General features: G+C 66.8%; 15 protein-coding genes. 5 read left to right on the forward strand and 10 right to left on the reverse strand.

Going from position 1 to position 15,253, the window contains the following annotated elements; all coding sequences use genetic code 11:
- Positions 1-11: 11 nt before the first annotated feature.
- The 6 genes from dnaG to KCTC_RS01800 form a co-directional block, all read right to left on the reverse strand.
- Positions 12-1,847 (reverse strand): DNA primase, encoded by a 1,836-nt coding sequence (dnaG, locus tag KCTC_RS01775; protein WP_125566199.1) that lies wholly within the window; start codon positions 1,845-1,847, stop codon positions 12-14.
- Between the two features lie 37 nt (positions 1,848-1,884).
- Positions 1,885-3,099: a deoxyguanosinetriphosphate triphosphohydrolase gene (locus tag KCTC_RS01780; RefSeq protein WP_125566201.1), complete on the reverse strand. Its 1,215-nt coding sequence runs from the start codon at positions 3,097-3,099 to the stop codon at positions 1,885-1,887.
- 19 nt (positions 3,100-3,118) lie between these two features.
- The gene (locus tag KCTC_RS01785; RefSeq protein ID WP_125566204.1) at positions 3,119-3,739 is read right to left on the reverse strand and encodes a hypothetical protein; all 621 of its coding nucleotides are present in this window, start codon (positions 3,737-3,739) and stop codon (positions 3,119-3,121) included.
- A 63-nt stretch (positions 3,740-3,802) separates the two neighbouring features.
- A complete protein-coding gene (dusB, locus tag KCTC_RS01790) occupies positions 3,803-4,918 on the reverse strand; it encodes a tRNA dihydrouridine synthase DusB (protein WP_125566206.1) in 1,116 nt (371 codons plus the stop codon).
- A 139-nt stretch (positions 4,919-5,057) separates the two neighbouring features.
- A complete protein-coding gene (locus KCTC_RS01795; RefSeq protein WP_125566208.1) occupies positions 5,058-6,464 on the reverse strand; it encodes a glycine--tRNA ligase in 1,407 nt (468 codons plus the stop codon).
- Positions 6,465-6,526: 62 nt separating this feature from the next.
- Complete coding sequence (locus KCTC_RS01800; protein ID WP_125566210.1) at positions 6,527-6,958, reverse strand: Fur family transcriptional regulator; 432 nt, start codon at positions 6,956-6,958, stop codon at positions 6,527-6,529.
- A gap of 102 nt (positions 6,959-7,060) precedes the next feature.
- Here KCTC_RS01800 and KCTC_RS01805 point away from each other — a divergent pair, with 102 nt between their 5' ends.
- From KCTC_RS01805 to KCTC_RS01815, 3 genes are read left to right on the forward strand one after another with little or no spacing between them, the layout of a single operon-like run.
- Positions 7,061-7,993: a metal ABC transporter solute-binding protein, Zn/Mn family gene (locus KCTC_RS01805; RefSeq protein WP_197715225.1), complete on the forward strand. Its 933-nt coding sequence runs from the start codon at positions 7,061-7,063 to the stop codon at positions 7,991-7,993.
- Positions 7,990-8,802 carry a metal ABC transporter ATP-binding protein gene (locus KCTC_RS01810; RefSeq protein ID WP_125566212.1) on the forward strand — a complete coding sequence of 271 codons (813 nt, stop codon included), beginning with the start codon at positions 7,990-7,992 and terminating at the stop codon, positions 8,800-8,802. The genes KCTC_RS01805 and KCTC_RS01810 overlap by 4 nt, the downstream gene beginning before the upstream one ends.
- A complete protein-coding gene (locus KCTC_RS01815; protein ID WP_125566214.1) occupies positions 8,799-9,659 on the forward strand; it encodes a metal ABC transporter permease in 861 nt (286 codons plus the stop codon). The genes KCTC_RS01810 and KCTC_RS01815 overlap by 4 nt, the downstream gene beginning before the upstream one ends.
- On the opposite strand, the gene KCTC_RS01820 is transcribed toward KCTC_RS01815, so the two are convergent.
- Positions 9,656-10,429: an isoprenyl transferase gene (locus KCTC_RS01820; RefSeq protein WP_125566216.1), complete on the reverse strand. Its 774-nt coding sequence runs from the start codon at positions 10,427-10,429 to the stop codon at positions 9,656-9,658. The genes KCTC_RS01815 and KCTC_RS01820 overlap by 4 nt on opposite strands.
- 34 nt (positions 10,430-10,463) lie before the next feature.
- On the reverse strand, positions 10,464-11,195 hold the full coding sequence (gene recO, locus KCTC_RS01825) for a DNA repair protein RecO (protein WP_125566218.1): 732 nt from the start codon (positions 11,193-11,195) through the stop codon (positions 10,464-10,466).
- A gap of 18 nt (positions 11,196-11,213) precedes the next feature.
- On the opposite strand from recO, the gene KCTC_RS01830 reads away from it, so the two are divergent.
- Positions 11,214-12,146 (forward strand): hypothetical protein, encoded by a 933-nt coding sequence (locus KCTC_RS01830; protein WP_125566220.1) that lies wholly within the window; start codon positions 11,214-11,216, stop codon positions 12,144-12,146.
- An 8-nt stretch (positions 12,147-12,154) separates the two neighbouring features.
- On the opposite strand, the gene leuA is transcribed toward KCTC_RS01830, so the two are convergent.
- A complete protein-coding gene (leuA, locus tag KCTC_RS01835; RefSeq protein WP_125566222.1) occupies positions 12,155-13,879 on the reverse strand; it encodes a 2-isopropylmalate synthase in 1,725 nt (574 codons plus the stop codon).
- 177 nt (positions 13,880-14,056) lie between these two features.
- Positions 14,057-14,710 (reverse strand): hypothetical protein, encoded by a 654-nt coding sequence (locus tag KCTC_RS01840; protein ID WP_125566224.1) that lies wholly within the window; start codon positions 14,708-14,710, stop codon positions 14,057-14,059.
- A gap of 44 nt (positions 14,711-14,754) precedes the next feature.
- On the opposite strand from KCTC_RS01840, the gene KCTC_RS01845 reads away from it, so the two are divergent.
- Positions 14,755-15,240 carry an NAD(P)H-dependent oxidoreductase gene (locus tag KCTC_RS01845; RefSeq protein ID WP_125566226.1) on the forward strand — a complete coding sequence of 162 codons (486 nt, stop codon included), beginning with the start codon at positions 14,755-14,757 and terminating at the stop codon, positions 15,238-15,240.
- The last annotated feature ends 13 nt before the right edge of the window (positions 15,241-15,253 follow it).

Genomic DNA, 15,253 nt, shown 5'->3' on the forward strand with positions numbered 1-15,253 from the left:
AATCGGGAGGGCTAATCCCCCACGAGCCGATCGCGCATGCTCCGACGTCTGCGTTCCAGCTGGTTGAGTTCCTCGAACAAGCCCTCGACCGCGTCGCCCTCGGCGCGCTGCAGTCGACTGCGTACGTCCTCGATCTGGCGCTGGATGGTGAGTTCCTGGAGGCGTGCCGTCCAGTTCAGGACGTACGCCTCGTCCGGTGTCCCCACGACTGGCATCGGGTCGACGGCCAACTCTCCGATCAGGCTGCGGAGCGCCGGATTGGGTACGTCTGAGAGACGCGGCACCCAACTGGCATCCGCGCTACCGGCGGACAACCCGCCGAGCTCCTCGACGCGCTCCCAGACCGCACGGTAGCCCGGATGGGTGAAGTCGACACCGCTCAGATCGTGGGTGGTCCGGCCGACGACCAACGGGTGCTGCAGCAGAACCTTGAGGGTCTCCCGCTCGTAGGCGTACCGGGGATCGCGCAGGGACGGCGACTCCCGACCCGTCCCCTGGGCAGCGGCGGGCGTCTCGCCCGGCTTGGCCCGGCGCGCCGCCGCGCCGACCGCTCGGCGCGCCTCGTCGATGTCGACACCCACCAAGGACGCCAACTCACGGGTGAAGGCCCCGACCTTGCTGGCATCCCGAACGCTTGCCACCAGACGGGCGCCTTCACGCAGAGCGTCCACACGACTGTCGGCGCGGTTCAGGTCGTACGCACCCACAAGGTTGCGGAGCACGAACTCATACAGCGGCTTCCGGGCGGCGATGAGGTCGCGTACCGCTGTCTCACCCTCGCGCAGGCGCAGGTCACACGGGTCCATGCCGTCCGGCGCGACAACCACGTACGTCTGGGAGGAGAAGCTCTGGTCCTCGTTGAACACCTTCATGGCAGCGGCCTGGCCGGCCTTGTCACCGTCGAAGGTGAAGATCACCTCGCCGTGGCTGCCCTTGAAGTCCGCGATGAAACGCCGAACGATCTGGCCGTGATCGGAGGTGAAACTGGTGCCGCAACTCGCCACCGCCGTGGTGACCCCGGAGAGATGGCACGCCATCACGTCGGTGTATCCCTCGACGATCACTGCCTGTCCGGTCTCGCGCATCGGCTTGCGCGCCATGTCGATGCCGTACAGGACATGTGACTTCTTGTAGATCGGGGTCTCGGCGGTGTTGACGTACTTGCCGGCCATCCGGTCGTCGTCGAAGAGCTTCCGGGCGCCGAATCCGAGCACGTCGCCGCCGGCCTCACGGATGGGCCACAGCAACCGGCTCTGGAAGACGTCCCAGCCGTTCTGTCGACAGAGCCCGGCCACCACCAATTCCTCGTCGCTGAATCCGCGAGCGCGCAGGTGCTTGTGCAGGGACTTGCCGTCCGTCGGCGCGAAGCCCAGACCGAACTGTTCGGCGACGGTCCGGTCGAAGTCGCGATCGCTGAGGAATTTGCGCGCAACGGACGCGTCGGCCGAATTCAACTGCTCGGCGTAGAACTCCCAGGCGAGCTTGTTGGCCTCGACCAGCTTGCCACGACCGGGCCCGCGCGGACCCTGCGGTTCCCCGCCCTCCTCGCGCTTGAGTTGGACGCCGACCTTGTCGGCCAGACGCTCGACGGTCTCGCCGAAATTCAACGCGTCGATCTTCATCACGAAGGCGATCACGTCGCCGCCCTCACCGCAGCCGAAACAGTGGAAATACCCCCTGCTCGGGGTGACATGGAAGCTCGGTGACTTCTCGTCATGGAACGGGCACAGGCCCTTGAGCGAGCCGCCACCTCCGTTGCGCAGCGTCACGTACTGGCTGACGATGTCCTCGATCTTCGCCTTCTCACGCACCTCCTGGATGCTGGAATCGAGAATGCGGCCGGCCACCCGGCGATCCTATGGGCAACGTGGAGAGGCGAGTCCCTCAGCGAGACAAACGTCCGTGCCAGGCTGCGGCGGCGGGATCGGTCAGGCTGGCCAGTTGATCGATCACGACCCTGCGCCTGTCGGCATCGTTGGCCGCGCCCTGCCAGTCATCGAAGAACTGCCGCTCCATCGCCTCCGGCCTGGCCAACAACGTGTCGTTCAGGCTGTGAAGCACATCTCGCTCGCGATCGTGAGCCGCGAGGCGCTCCGGCGTACGCATCACGTAGTGGCCGGCGATCGCCTTGAGCACAGCGATCTCCTCCGCCGTTGCGTCCGGCACGACCACGGACCCGCGATACCGGGCGTACGGGCCTTCCGTGGCTGCGAAGGTCGCTTCCTGGACTGCAGCGCAGAAGCGTCCGATCAGGTCGCTCGTGAGGTTCTTGAGGACCCCCAGCGAGTCCCTACTGCCGGTGTAGGCGGCAGTCGGCCAGGTGCCGACCGCCCGCAACCGTTCGAACGTCACCGTGACGAGTTCGGTGTCAGCCTCAGGGAGATACCAGGCGCGCAGGTCCGCCAGAACCGCGTCCTCGTCGAGCGACGTCAGGTCGATCCAGCCTGCAGCGATGCCGTCCTCGACGTCATGCACCGAGTACGCCACGTCATCGGCGAAATCCATGATCTGTGCCTCGACGCAGGTGCGCTCAGGGGCGTCGGACCGCATCCACGCGAAGACATCGCGATCCGCGTCGTACACACCGAACTTGGAGCCGGGTCGCTCCCCCAGACCCCACGGGTACTTTGCGCACGCGTCCAACGTCGCCCGAGTGAGATTGAGTCCGGCGCCGGGAGTCTTCGCCTCCAGACGGGTCAGGATCCGCAGTGTCTGCGCGTTGCCCTCGAAACCGCCGATGTCGGCAGCCATTTCGTTGAGTGCTTCCTCGCCGTTGTGCCCGAACGGCGGGTGGCCCAGGTCGTGAGCCAGCGCCGCCGTCTCGGCGATGTCGGGCTGGTCGGTCCGGGGACCGTTGAGCGCGCGCGACAGGTCACGAGCGACCTGGGCCACCTCGAGGGAATGGGTCAGCCGATTGCGTACGAAATCGTCCGCCTGCGGGCCGACGACCTGTGTCTTGGCTGCCAGACGCCGGGTCGAGGCGGCGTGTACGACCCGAGCCCGGTCGCGTTCGAACGGCGTACGCTCCGGCGCGTTGACGCGTTTGGGAGGCTCCGCCACCCAGCGTTCCCGCGCGGCGTCGTCGTAGAAATCGACCACGCGCGCAGACTATCGGCCCTCAGTTGACCGAGACGTGCACGTGGTCGAAGTGGTTGGCCGTGATCGACCCACGGTCCGGCATCAGGCGCCAACCCTCTCCGGCGCGTACCGGCGTCCAGATGTGCTGGCGATAGATGACGTCGAAGAGGCCCAGCTCAGCGGCGTGCGCCTTCAGGAAGTCCGCGATCTCATAGCCGAGTGCGACGTCCGTCGTCATGATGTCGATCGCCTTGCCGTTGGCGTGCTCGCCAGCGCCCAGACCGCCGTAGCGGGCGATCTGCGGGAAGGCGTTGCACACAGCGCGGTGGACGCGGACGGCAGCGGGCTGCAGGCCGGCCTCGACGCCGTCACTCGGGCACGGGACCATCGAGAGTCCGGCGGTCCGCGGCGTCATCAGTGCGGAGCGGGCGTCGGAGCGGGATACCGCACGTCGAGGCGTGTGCACCGCGGTGAGGGTGACGCTGTGGACGACGGCAGGTGCGGTCGCGGAGGTCTGGGTGCCGGGGTTGGCACCCGCGCTCACGGCGACCACGGCAGCCATGGCGGCTGAGGCTGCAACGGTGGGCAGCACGAACGCGGTCATGGCGCCCTTGAGGGCGTCAGGACGGCTGCCGCGGCGAGTCCGGTGTCGTTGAGTCATCCGTCGACGGTAGGTTGCTAACTGCCAGTTAGCAAATCGCTAACACGGTTAGCAGGTGTGACCTCAGCCACCCGAGATGGTGTCCTCGGCGATGACACAACCCGTGCCGTCGGTGTCGTCGTACCACCCCTCGGGGACGACCACTTTGTCCCGCGGCGACCCCTGACGGCCACGTGCGGCACCCAGCTCGGACGCGGGGAACGGGGCCGACGGATCCAGATCCGCGATCAGCCGATCGATGCCCGCGAGCGTGCTCACCAGACCCAGATCACGGCGCATGTCGCCACCGGCAGGGAAGCCCTTCAGATACCAGGAGATGTGCTTGCGGAACTCCTTGCAACCCCGCTCCTCCCCCATGTGCTGACACAGAAGCTCCGCATGGCGGCGCATCATCGACGCCACCGCGCCGAGGGCCGGCAATGCCTGGGACTCGACACCGGCGAACGCGTCCGCCAGATCACGGAACAACCAGGGTCGACCGAGACACCCGCGGCCGACGACGACGCCATCGACGCCGGTCTCCTCGACCATTCGGAGCGCATCCGCGGCCTCCCAGATGTCCCCATTCCCGAGCACCGGGATGTCGAGTGAGGCCTTGAGGGAGGCGATCGCGTCCCAGTCGGCGTTGCCCGAGTACGCCTGGCTGACAGTTCGGCCGTGCAGTGCGATCGCTGCGATGCCGGCGTCCTGCGCGATCCGACCCGCGTCCATGTAGGTCAGGTGGTCGTCGTCGATGCCCTTACGGGTCTTCATCGTGACCGGGACGCCGTAGGGCTCGGCCGCAGCAACGGCAGCCTCCAGGATGTGACCCAACAACGTCCGCTTCCACGGCAGTACGCCGCCTCCGCCCTTGCGGGTCACCTTGGGGACTGGGCAGCCGAAGTTCAGGTCGACGTGCGCGACGCCGTACTCCTCGCACAGGATCTTGGTGGCCTCACCGACGTAGTGCGGGTCGGTGCCGTAGAGCTGAACGCTCCGGATCGTTTCGAGTTCGTCGAAGACGAGCATGTCCTGGGTGTGCGCGTCGCGCTCGACCAGGCCGCGCGACGTGATCATCTCGCAGACATAGAGGCCTGCGCCCTGTTCGGCGCACAGGCGTCGGTACGCCGCGTTGGTGATCCCGGCCATCGGGGCCAGGACGACGGGCGTCTCCAGCTCGATGGGTCCGATCTTCAGCACGCGACCATTGTCACGGCGCAGACCCCTGAGCCTGAAATCTCGTTCTCCACGCGTGCTGTCGCAAGGCGCCGGAGGGAAGGCGGCCTCGGACGGCCGCCGACCGAAGAGCAACGAAGCGAACGCTCCGTGGCGGACGAGATCAGACGGGCAGCTTCTCCAGGAAGTAGGCCTCGAGCTTGTCGAGCGAGATCCGCTCCTGCGTCATGGTGTCGCGGTCGCGTACGGTCGCGGCCTGGTCGTCGAGCGAGTCGAAGTCCACGGTCACGCAGTACGGCGTACCGATCTCGTCCTGTCGGCGGTAGCGCTTGCCGATCGACTGGGAGTCGTCGTAGTCGACGTTCCAGCGTTCCCGCAGGTCAGCGGCCACCTTCTTGGCGGTCGGAGACAGTTGCTCGTTCTTGGACAGCGGGAGCACGGCGACCTTGACGGGTGCCAGGCGCGGGTCAAGCTTGAGGACCGTACGCACGTCGGTGCCACCGTTAGCGGTCGGCACCTCCTGCTCCTCGTACGCGTCGACCAGGAAAGTCATCAAGCTGCGCGAGAGACCAGCGGCCGGCTCGATGACGTACGGCGTGTAACGCTCGCCGGTCGCCTGCTCGAAGTACTCGAGCTTCGTGCCCGAGTGCTGCGAGTGCGTGGTCAGGTCGAAGTCCGTACGGTTCGCGACACCCTCGAGCTCGCCCCACTCGGAACCGGCGAACTGGAAGCGGTACTCCACGTCGACGGTGCGCTTGGAGTAGTGCGACAGCTTCTCCTTGGCGTGCTCGAAGAGGCGCAGGTTGTCCGGGTTGATGCCAAGGTCGACGTACCACTGGAGACGCGTGTCGATCCAGTACTGGTGCCACTCCTCGTCCTCGCCCGGCTTGACGAAGAACTCCATCTCCATCTGCTCGAACTCGCGGGTGCGGAAGATGAAGTTGCCCGGGGTGATCTCGTTGCGGAACGACTTGCCGATCTGCGCGATGCCGAACGGCGGCTTCACGCGCTGGGTGTCCAGGACGTTCTTGAAGTTGAGGAAGATGCCCTGCGCGGTCTCCGGGCGCAGGTAGTGCAGCCCGGACTCGTCGTCGACCACTCCGAGGTAGGTCTTGAGGAGGCCCGAGAACGCCTTCGGCTCGGTCCACTGACCGCGCGTGCCGCAGTCAGGACACGGGACGTCGCTCATCGGGACGTCGTCCGGGTTGATCTCCTGGCCCTTCTTGGCAGCCTTCTCCGCGTACGACTCCTGCAGGTGATCCTGCCGGTGGCGCTTGTGGCAGCTCAGGCACTCGATCAGCGGGTCGCTGAAGGTCGCGACGTGGCCCGATGCCTCCCAGGTCTGGCGCGGCAGGATGACGCTGGAGTCGAGACCGACGACGTCGTCACGCCGGGTGACCATCGACTTCCACCACTGGCGCTTGATGTTCTCCTTGAGCTCTACGCCGAGCGGGCCGTAGTCCCAGGCCGAGCGAGTGCCTCCGTAGATCTCGCCGCACGGGTAGACGAATCCGCGGCGCTTCGCAAGCGAAACGACCTGATCGACCTTGGTTGCGGGGGCCTTCGCCACGGAAAATCACTCCTGCCTGTGCGGCCGACTGGATGCCGGTCCACGGTGTGTCTGATGCGCGGTCAGCCTACCGGCGCGGCGTCGGACTCCGGTCCCACGGATACGCAGGCAGGACAGATGCCGAAGACCTCGAGCGTGTGGTTAACAGCCGTGAAGCCGTACTTCGTGGCGATCTCCTCGGCCCAGCGCTCAACGGCCCGACCCTCGACCTCCTCGGCGCGCCCGCACGAGCGGCACACAAGGTGATGGTGATGACTGGTGTGGGCCTCGCCGCAGAAGCGGTAGGTGGTCTCGCCGTCGGGGTTGTGGATCGCGTCGGCCACGCCGCGCTCGGTGAACGCCTGCAGGTGGCGATAGACGGTCGAGAGTCCGATCTTGTGACCATCCGCGCGGAGTTGGGCGTACACGTCCTGAGCGCTGCGGAAGCCGTCCTGCGCCGCCAATGCGTCCCGCACCGCCGTGCCCTGCACGGTGGAGCGCTGAGCCGTTGTCATGAAGCCATCTTAGCGGGAATCGTTACCAACAGCGTGACAATCGTTTTCAATAGGGCTATGGTCGAATCGCTAATGAACATCATTTCTACTAAGGTGGTTCCCGTGATCCGACGCCTCAGCCTCGCCCTGATCCTGGTCGCGGGTCTCTGCCTGACTGCCTGCGGCACCTCCCCCGCGTCGGACGGACGGATCCGCCTGGTCGCCTCGACGAACGTCTGGGGCGAGATCGCCCAGGAGATCGGCGGGGACCACGTCGACGTGACCTCCTTCATCAGCAATCCCTCAACTGACCCGCACTCGTACGAGGCCGACGCGCAGAACCAGCTCGCGATCGCCAACGCGAAGGTCGTCATCGAGAACGGCGGCGGGTACGACGACTTCATGGACACGATGCTGAAGGCGTCGGGATCGAAGGCGACGGTGATCAACGCGGTCAAGGTGGCGTCAGTGGCCCAGGAGCGGCCCTGCCTCAGTTGCGGCTCGATACTCAACCCGCGTCCGGTGGCGGTGACCAACGAACACGTCTGGTACGACCTGAGGACCGTGACCTTGATGTCGTCGAAGATCGAGGCCGCGCTCGCAGCGGCTGACCCGACTCATGCGACTACGTACAAGGCCAATCAGCAGGCATTCGCCGCGAAGATCGATGCCCTTGACGCGACCATCGGTGCGTTCTTCAGCACTCACCTGCTCCACCTACGGTCAGTCGGCATCACCGAGCCGGTCCCGGTCTATCTCCTCAACGCCATGGGCATCCGGGTCATCACCCCGACCGCGTTCAGCAAGGCGATCGAGGAGGGCTCCGGCGTACCGGTGCTGGTGATGCAGCAGGTCAAGCAGCAGATCAGCGGCCACCAGATCAGGGCGCTGGTCTACAACGCCCAGACGTCCGGTCCGGAGACCAGCCAGGTCCTGGCCACGGCCGGTTCCAGCAACGTCCCGACGGTCCCAGTGACCGAGACGATCCCGTCCGGGATGACGTACGTGTCCTGGATGACCTTGCAGGTCGACGCCATCATCAAGGCGGTCGGATGAACGCCCTCGAGCTCCGCGGTGCCGGGCTGTCGTACGGATCCCGAACACTGTGGTCCGGGCTGGACCTGACGGTCGAGCCGGGCGAGTTCATCGCCGTCCTCGGCGCCAACGGCTCCGGCAAAACCTCCCTGCTGCGGGCCATTCTCGGGCTCCAGCCACTCACCCACGGCTCGGTCCTCGTCGCCGGTCAGCCGCCGCGCAAGGCCAGTCGAGCCATCGGCTACGTGCCGCAGCACCGGCGCCTCGATCCGATCACGCCACTGCGCGGCAAGGATGTGGTGCGCCTCGGCCTCGACGGCCACCGCTGGGGTCCCGGCTGGCTGCGCGGCGACGATCGCCAGCGGATCTCGGCGGCACTGGAGGAGGTTGATGCCACCTCATTCGCCGAGGCTCCGGTCGGCGAGCTGTCCGGCGGCGAGCAACAGCGCGTACGCATCGCCCAGGCGGTGGCGAGCGATCCGGCCGTGCTGCTCTGCGACGAGCCTTTGCTGACGCTCGACCTGGCCAGTCAGCGCACGATCACCAGCCTCATCGACCGCCGTCGGCGGGCACGCCAGACAGCGGTGCTCTTCGTGACGCACGAGATCAATCCCGTACTCCCCTACGTCGACCGAGTGCTCTACCTCGCCGGCGGACAGTTCCGCGTCGGCCCGGTGGACGAGGTCCTGACGAGTGCGACCCTGAGCACGTTGTATGGAGCGGAGATCGAGGTCGTACGCAGCGGCGACCGCATCCTGGTCGCCGGTCTCCCGGAGCAACCCGAACACGCCCACGACCACTGCATCGAACCGGAAGGGCCGCTCGGATGACCGACGTATGGCACCGGATCTTCAACTTCACCGACTACGGGCAGTTGCTCTCGATCGTCCACAACTCCATCATCGCCGCGGCAATCCTGGGCCTTCTCGGCGGACTCATCTCGACGTTCGTGATGATGCGTGACCTGCCGTTCGCAGTGCACGGGGTCAGTGAACTGTCCTTCGCCGGTGCAGCCGCAGCGCTACTGGCCGGCATCGACGTGGTCGTCGGATCGATCGCGGGCTCGATCGTGGCGGCCCTGATCATCGGCGCGCTGGGATCGCGAGCGCGCGATCGGAACTCGATCATCGGTGTGCTGATGCCGTTCGGCCTGGGGCTCGGAGTGTTGTTCAACAGCCTGTACGAAGGCCGCTCGGCCAACAAGTACGGCCTGTTGACCGGCCAGATCGTGGCCGTCGACGCTCCCGAGCTCAAGTGGCTCATCATTGCCGCGCTGATCGTGGTGCCCACACTGCTCGTGATCTGGCGGCCGCTGGTGTTCGCGTCGATCGACCCGGAACTGGCCGCCGCACGCGGGGTTCCGGTCGCGTGGCTCTCCCCCATCTTCATGTTGCTGCTCGGCATCACGATCGCCGTAGCCGTGAAGGTGATCGGTGCGCTCCTGGTCCTGAGCGTCGTCGTCACGCCGGCCGCGGCGGCCATGCGGGTCACTGCATCACCGGTCAAGGTGCCGCTGCTGAGCATGGCGTTCGGACTGACCGCGACGGTCGGCGGGATCCTGCTGGCAGTCGGTGGCAGCCTGCCGATCAGCCCGTACGTCACGACGATCTCGTTCACGATCTACATCGTGTGTCGGATCATCGGAGTGGTGCGTACACGACGCGGTTGGGTCGTACGTCCCGCCTAGACCTGGTTCGGGAGCGCGCCGCCGTAGCGGCGGTCGCGGCGGGCGTACTGCTCACAAGCGGCCCAGAGATGGCGCCGATCCACATCCGGCCACAAGACGTCGGAGAAGACGAACTCCGAGTACGCGCTCTGCCAGGTCATGAAGTTCGAGAGCCGCTGCTCGCCGCTCGTACGCCAGATCAGGTCGGCCTCGGCCCATTCCGGCACGTACAGGTAGGACGCGATGGTGTCCTCGTCGATCTGGCGCGGCTTGAGCCGGCCCGCGCGTACGTCCTCGGCGATCCGGCGGGTCGCGTCGACCAGCTCCGGGCGGCCGCCGTAGTTCACGCACATCGTGAGCGTGCAGACGTCGTTGCCCCTGGTCAGTTCCTCGGCGATCTCGAGCTCGCGGATGACGGACTTCCACAAACGCGGTCGGCGTCCGGCCCAGCGGACCCGCACGCCGAGTTCGTGCATCTCGTCGCGCCGCCGGCGGATCACATCGCGGTTGAACCCCATCAGGAACTTGACCTCGTCCGGCGAGCGTGACCAGTTCTCAGTGGAGAAGGCGTACGCGCTGACGGCTTTGACCCCGAGCTCTATGGCGCCCTCGACCACGTCGAACAACGAAGCCTCGCCAGCCTCGTGACCCTTCGTCCGCGGCAGGCCGCGATCCTTGGCCCAGCGACCGTTGCCATCCATGATCACGGCGACGTGCTTGGGCACGAGGTCGGCCGGGATCGGCGGTGGGGTCGCGCCGGAGGGGTGCGGATTCGGTGTGCGGTACGTCATGGCGAGCCCAGACTAGCCAGCCGGGGCCGGCTCATCAGGAGCGCTCGACGTACGCCATCGAGCGCAGGCCCCGCTCCACGTGCCAGGTGAGGTACGCCGCGACCAGTCCGCTGGCTTCGCGGGCCGCCCGATCCTCCGCCCCTGCCACCGCGTCCCAGTCGCCGGTGAGCAGCGCGGAGAGGAGGATCAGCGTCTCTGCCGCAACCGTTGCCGACCCGGGAATGCGACACGTGCTGCAGAGCACGCCACCGGCCGACGGGTTGAACCAGCGATGAGGGCCTTCGAGGCCACACAGAGCGCAGGCGTCGAACGACGGTGCGTATCCGGCCACCGACAATGAGCGCAACAGGTACGAGTCGAGGACCGCCCGCGGTGCCTTCTCCCCCGCCGCCAGCGCCCTCAGGCCACCGACCAACAGCAGATACTGCTGGACAGCAGGCTCGCGCTCCTCGGTCACCAGACGCTCGGCGGCCTCGAGCATCGCGGTCCCCGCTGTGTAGCGCTCGTAGTCAGCGCCCATCGCGGCGCCGAACGGCGCCAGGGTCTCGGCCTGCGTGATGGTGTCGAGATTCCGCCCGTCCGCCAGCTGCAGGTCGACATGGGTGAACGGTTCGAGCCTCGACCCGAACTTCGACGTCGTGCGGCGTACGCCCTTGGCGACAGCACGTACGCGCCCGTTCTGGCGGGTCAGAAGCGTGATGATCCGGTCTGCCTCGCCCAACTTGTGCGTCCGCAGCACGATGGCTTCGTCGCGATAGAGGGGCACCCCGATATTCTGCGCCCCATGAGCGCATCTCGGACGTCCGGCACTCCGTCAGCCCCGTTTACACATGCGGCGGAGGCCGCGGCCGACTTTGCCCATGAGGTCGCTGGACGCGTCGGCCCCAGGACCACCCAGGCCACCGACAAGGCTTCTGCAGCTGTCATGGAGGCCGCCGTCACGGCCGACGAGGTGTGGGCGAAGCTCAGCGGCAACCGCCGGACCGCAACGAACTTCGTCCTCGTCGCGCTCTGCTGGCTCGCGCTCATCCCGAACGCGTGGCTGATCGTGCACGTCCCGCACCACCACACGCTGCGACAGGCCGTGTACGGCGCCGACCTGGCGATCTCGGTCCTGCTCGGTCTTGCGATCCTGTGGCGTTGGCTGCGATTCCGGATCGGTCGGAGGTATCTCCGCGCGCGCCTGTGGGAGATCCCCGCGCTCTTCCCGTTCATCGTTCCGGTGGTCGGACACTGGCAGATCGTGCTGTGGCTCGTCCTCGCCTGCCGGATCGCCCGGGTCGTGGACCGCACCGACTCCTACTTCGGCGACAAGATCATGGCGGCGCTGATCGAGCACTTCTCGGCCCCGATCGTCGACGCGATCAAGAAGCCGATCACGATCGCGGTGATGGACGAGGTCATCGACGTGCTCCGCGTCGGCACGTACGCGCTCAATGTGCGGGACGCGCTGGATGAGAATCACGCCCAGATCGAGCAGATGATCCGTGATCTGGTCAACAACGACCCGACGACGAAGAAGCTCCGATACGTCCCGTTCCACGACGAGATCCTCACCATGATCTCCGACACGGCGCTGCGGATCTTCAACGGCGCGTTGGAAGACCCGCGGACCACCGAGATCATCGAGGACGCGATCCGCAACTCCGCCGAGCAGATCCGGTACGCCCTGCACCACGGAGTCCGAGCCGAGGCGTTCCGCCCTCGCGGGGACTAGGCCTCGATTCAGGCGCGATTGATCGCAGACACCACGGCCTTCAGCGAAGCGGTCACGATGTTCGCATCGATGCCGACACCCCAGTAGATGACGCCACCGACCAGACACTCGACGTACGCAGCGGCCACGGCGTCACCACCGGCGGACAGGGCGTGCTCGGCGTAGTCGAGCACCTTGACGTCGTACGTCGACGGCAGCGCCGCCACGAAGGCAGCGATCGGACCGTTGCCCTCACCGCTGAGCGTCTGCTCGACGCCGTCGATGCTCATCGTGACGGTGAGCTTGTCGGCCTCGCCCGCCACGGACTGCGTCTGGGTCGAGCCCAGGACCAGCGGGGCAGTCTTGTTGAGGTACTCGGCCTGGAAGATGTCCCAGATCTGCGTCGGGCTGATCTCGCCGCCCTCAGCATCGGTGTGCTCCTGGATGACCCGGCTGAACTCGATCTGCAGCCGACGCGGCAGTTCCAGCGCGTGCTCGGTCTTGAGGACGTACGCGACGCCGCCCTTGCCGGACTGGCTGTTGACCCGGATGACGGCCTCGTACGTGCGGCCGACGTCCTTGGGGTCGATCGGCAGGTAGGGCGCCCCCCACGGGATCTCGCCGACAGGCGTGCCCTGCTCCTTGGCGATCCGGTCCAGGTCCTCCAGGCCCTTCTTGATGGCGTCCTGGTGGGAGCCGGAGAAGGCCGTGTAGACGAGGTCGCCCGCGTACGGGTGCCGCGGGTGGACGGGCAGGTTCGTGACGTACTCGACGGTGCGCCGGATCTCGTCGATCTGCGAGAAGTCGATCTGCGGGTCGATCCCCTGGCTGAACAGGTTCATGCCCAGCGTGACCAGGTCGACGTTGCCAGTGCGCTCACCGTGGCCGAACAGGCAACCCTCGACCCGGTCAGCCCCTGCCATCAGCGCCAGTTCGGTGGCAGCCACGGCCGTGCCACGGTCGTTGTGCGGGTGCAGGGAGATCGCACTGACCGAGCGACGGGTCAGGTTGCGGGAGAAGTACTCGATCTGATCCGCGTACGTGTTGGGCGTGGACATCTCGACGGTGGCCGGCAGGTTGAGGATGATCTCGCGGCCGGGCTCCGGCTGCCAGACGTCGGACACCGCTTCGCAGACCTCCAGCGCGTAATCGGTGTCGGTCTGGGTGAAGATCTCCGGGCTGTACTGGTAGCCGAAGTCCTCGGTGCCGACGATGTCGCCCAGCAGTGACTCGGCGTACTTCATCACCAGTTCGGTCCCGCGGGTGGCGATGCCGATGCATTCGGCAGGCGTGACGTTGAAGACGACCCGGCGGAACAGTTCGGCAGTCGCGTTGTACATGTGCACGGTCGCGCGGGGCGCGCCGACGAGCGACTCGACGGTGCGCTGGATCAGGTCCTCGCGGGCCTGCGTCAGGACAGAGATCTGGACGTCGTCCGGGATCCGGTCCTCCTCGATCAGCTTGCGTACGAAGTCGAAGTCGGTCTGGCTTGCACTCGGGAAGCCGACCTCGATCTCCTTGTAGCCCATGCCGACGAGCAGGTCGAACATGCGCAGCTTGCGGGCCGGGGTCATCGGATCGATCAGCGCCTGGTTGCCGTCGCGCAGATCGGTGGACAGCCAGCGCGGCGCCTTGGTGATCTTCTTCGTGGGCCAGGTGCGGTCCGGGAGGTCGACGGGCACGAACGCGCGATAGCGCTCGTACGGCATCGCCGACGGCTTCTGTTGATTGGTGGTGTTGCTGATGTTGGTCATGTCGGCTCCTGGTGGACGCAGCCTCCAGGGCTGCAGTCTCGGCTGCTCATTCATGGGCGGTGCCGGCGCATGCGGTGCTGGGGGCAGCACGATCTCCGCAGCGGAGGGCTCCGGCTTCAGGCCCCGCTGCGGCAGCTAAGAAGCAGCACGCGCGTCATGATGGATCCAGAGTACCAGTCAATCGTCGCGACTCGTCGGCGTCGCCTCGACGCAGAACAAGTCGTACGGCGACAGCGCCGGGTCGACCTCGACCTTGCCGGATGCCAGCACTGTCCAGGACGCCGGAACCGCGACGTGATCGGTCGTGTACTGCCGTTGCCGGCCGATGAGGTCGCGCGTGGGCACCTGGAGGTCATGGCGGACGAGGAAGGCCTCGAGGGCGTCCTGTGCCTGACGGCTGTAGCCGATGATGTTGCCCATCAACGGCTGGTTCCAGGTGCCGCCCCAGATCGGGATGTGCCCCCGGAGCAGGTCACCGGTCTCGGCCAGGGCGGCCGCGTACCGCTCAGCGTGGCTGTCGCCTTCCCAGGGTTCGTCCTCGTGCGGTTCGGGCCAGGGCAGCACGGTCGAGGCGATCACCAGGTCGGCGATGCTCAGCACCGTCGCTGTCGTACTGCCGTGCCGGACCGGCGTTGCGGCCAGTCGACTCAACACGCCGGACCAGTGCGCCGAAGGCCCATGGCGGCCTGCCGAGAGGTGCTGGTGATAGCCGGTCACACTGGCTCGAGAGGGGACATCGGTCAACAGCCAGATGTCGCAATCGGCGTCCTCGATGACCCGAGCGTGATCCATGGACCAGCGCCCTGCCAGGTTCCAGGTCCCGATCAGCACTGGTGCACTCTAGCCATGCCCGTCCCCCGGCGTAGGTTTGCATCGTGGCGACCCTGTTGATCGTGCAGTTCACACCGACGCCCGCGCTGGCCGCGATCGGCGATGCGGTCGTTGCCGGCGCCCACGACGATGCGCTCGAGGGCGTGGACGTACGCACCGTGTCGCCACTGGAGGCCGTCCCGGACGACGTCCTGGCCGCTGATGCCCTCATCCTCGGGACCGCTGCGCACTTCGGCTACATGAGCGGTGCGCTCAAGTACTTCTTCGACCGGGTGTTCGTCCATGTCGGCGGAGCGCTTGATGCGCACGGCGGCGGGGCGCCGTCGGCTGGGGCGAAGCTACCGTTCGGGTTGTGGGTGCACGGCCGGTACGACACGACCGGGGCGATCCGATCGGTGGAGTCGATCACGCAGGCACTGCCGTGGAAGCGAGCGGCCGCACCGCTCACGCTGATGGGTGACCACGAGGACAGCCACAGCGAGCAGGCGTACGAACTCGGAGCGACAATCGCGGCCCTGATCTCGCAGTGACGGATGTCGGGTT

This window comes from Nocardioides baekrokdamisoli, from assembly GCF_003945325.1.
GTDB classification, from domain to species: domain Bacteria; phylum Actinomycetota; class Actinomycetes; order Propionibacteriales; family Nocardioidaceae; genus Nocardioides; species Nocardioides baekrokdamisoli.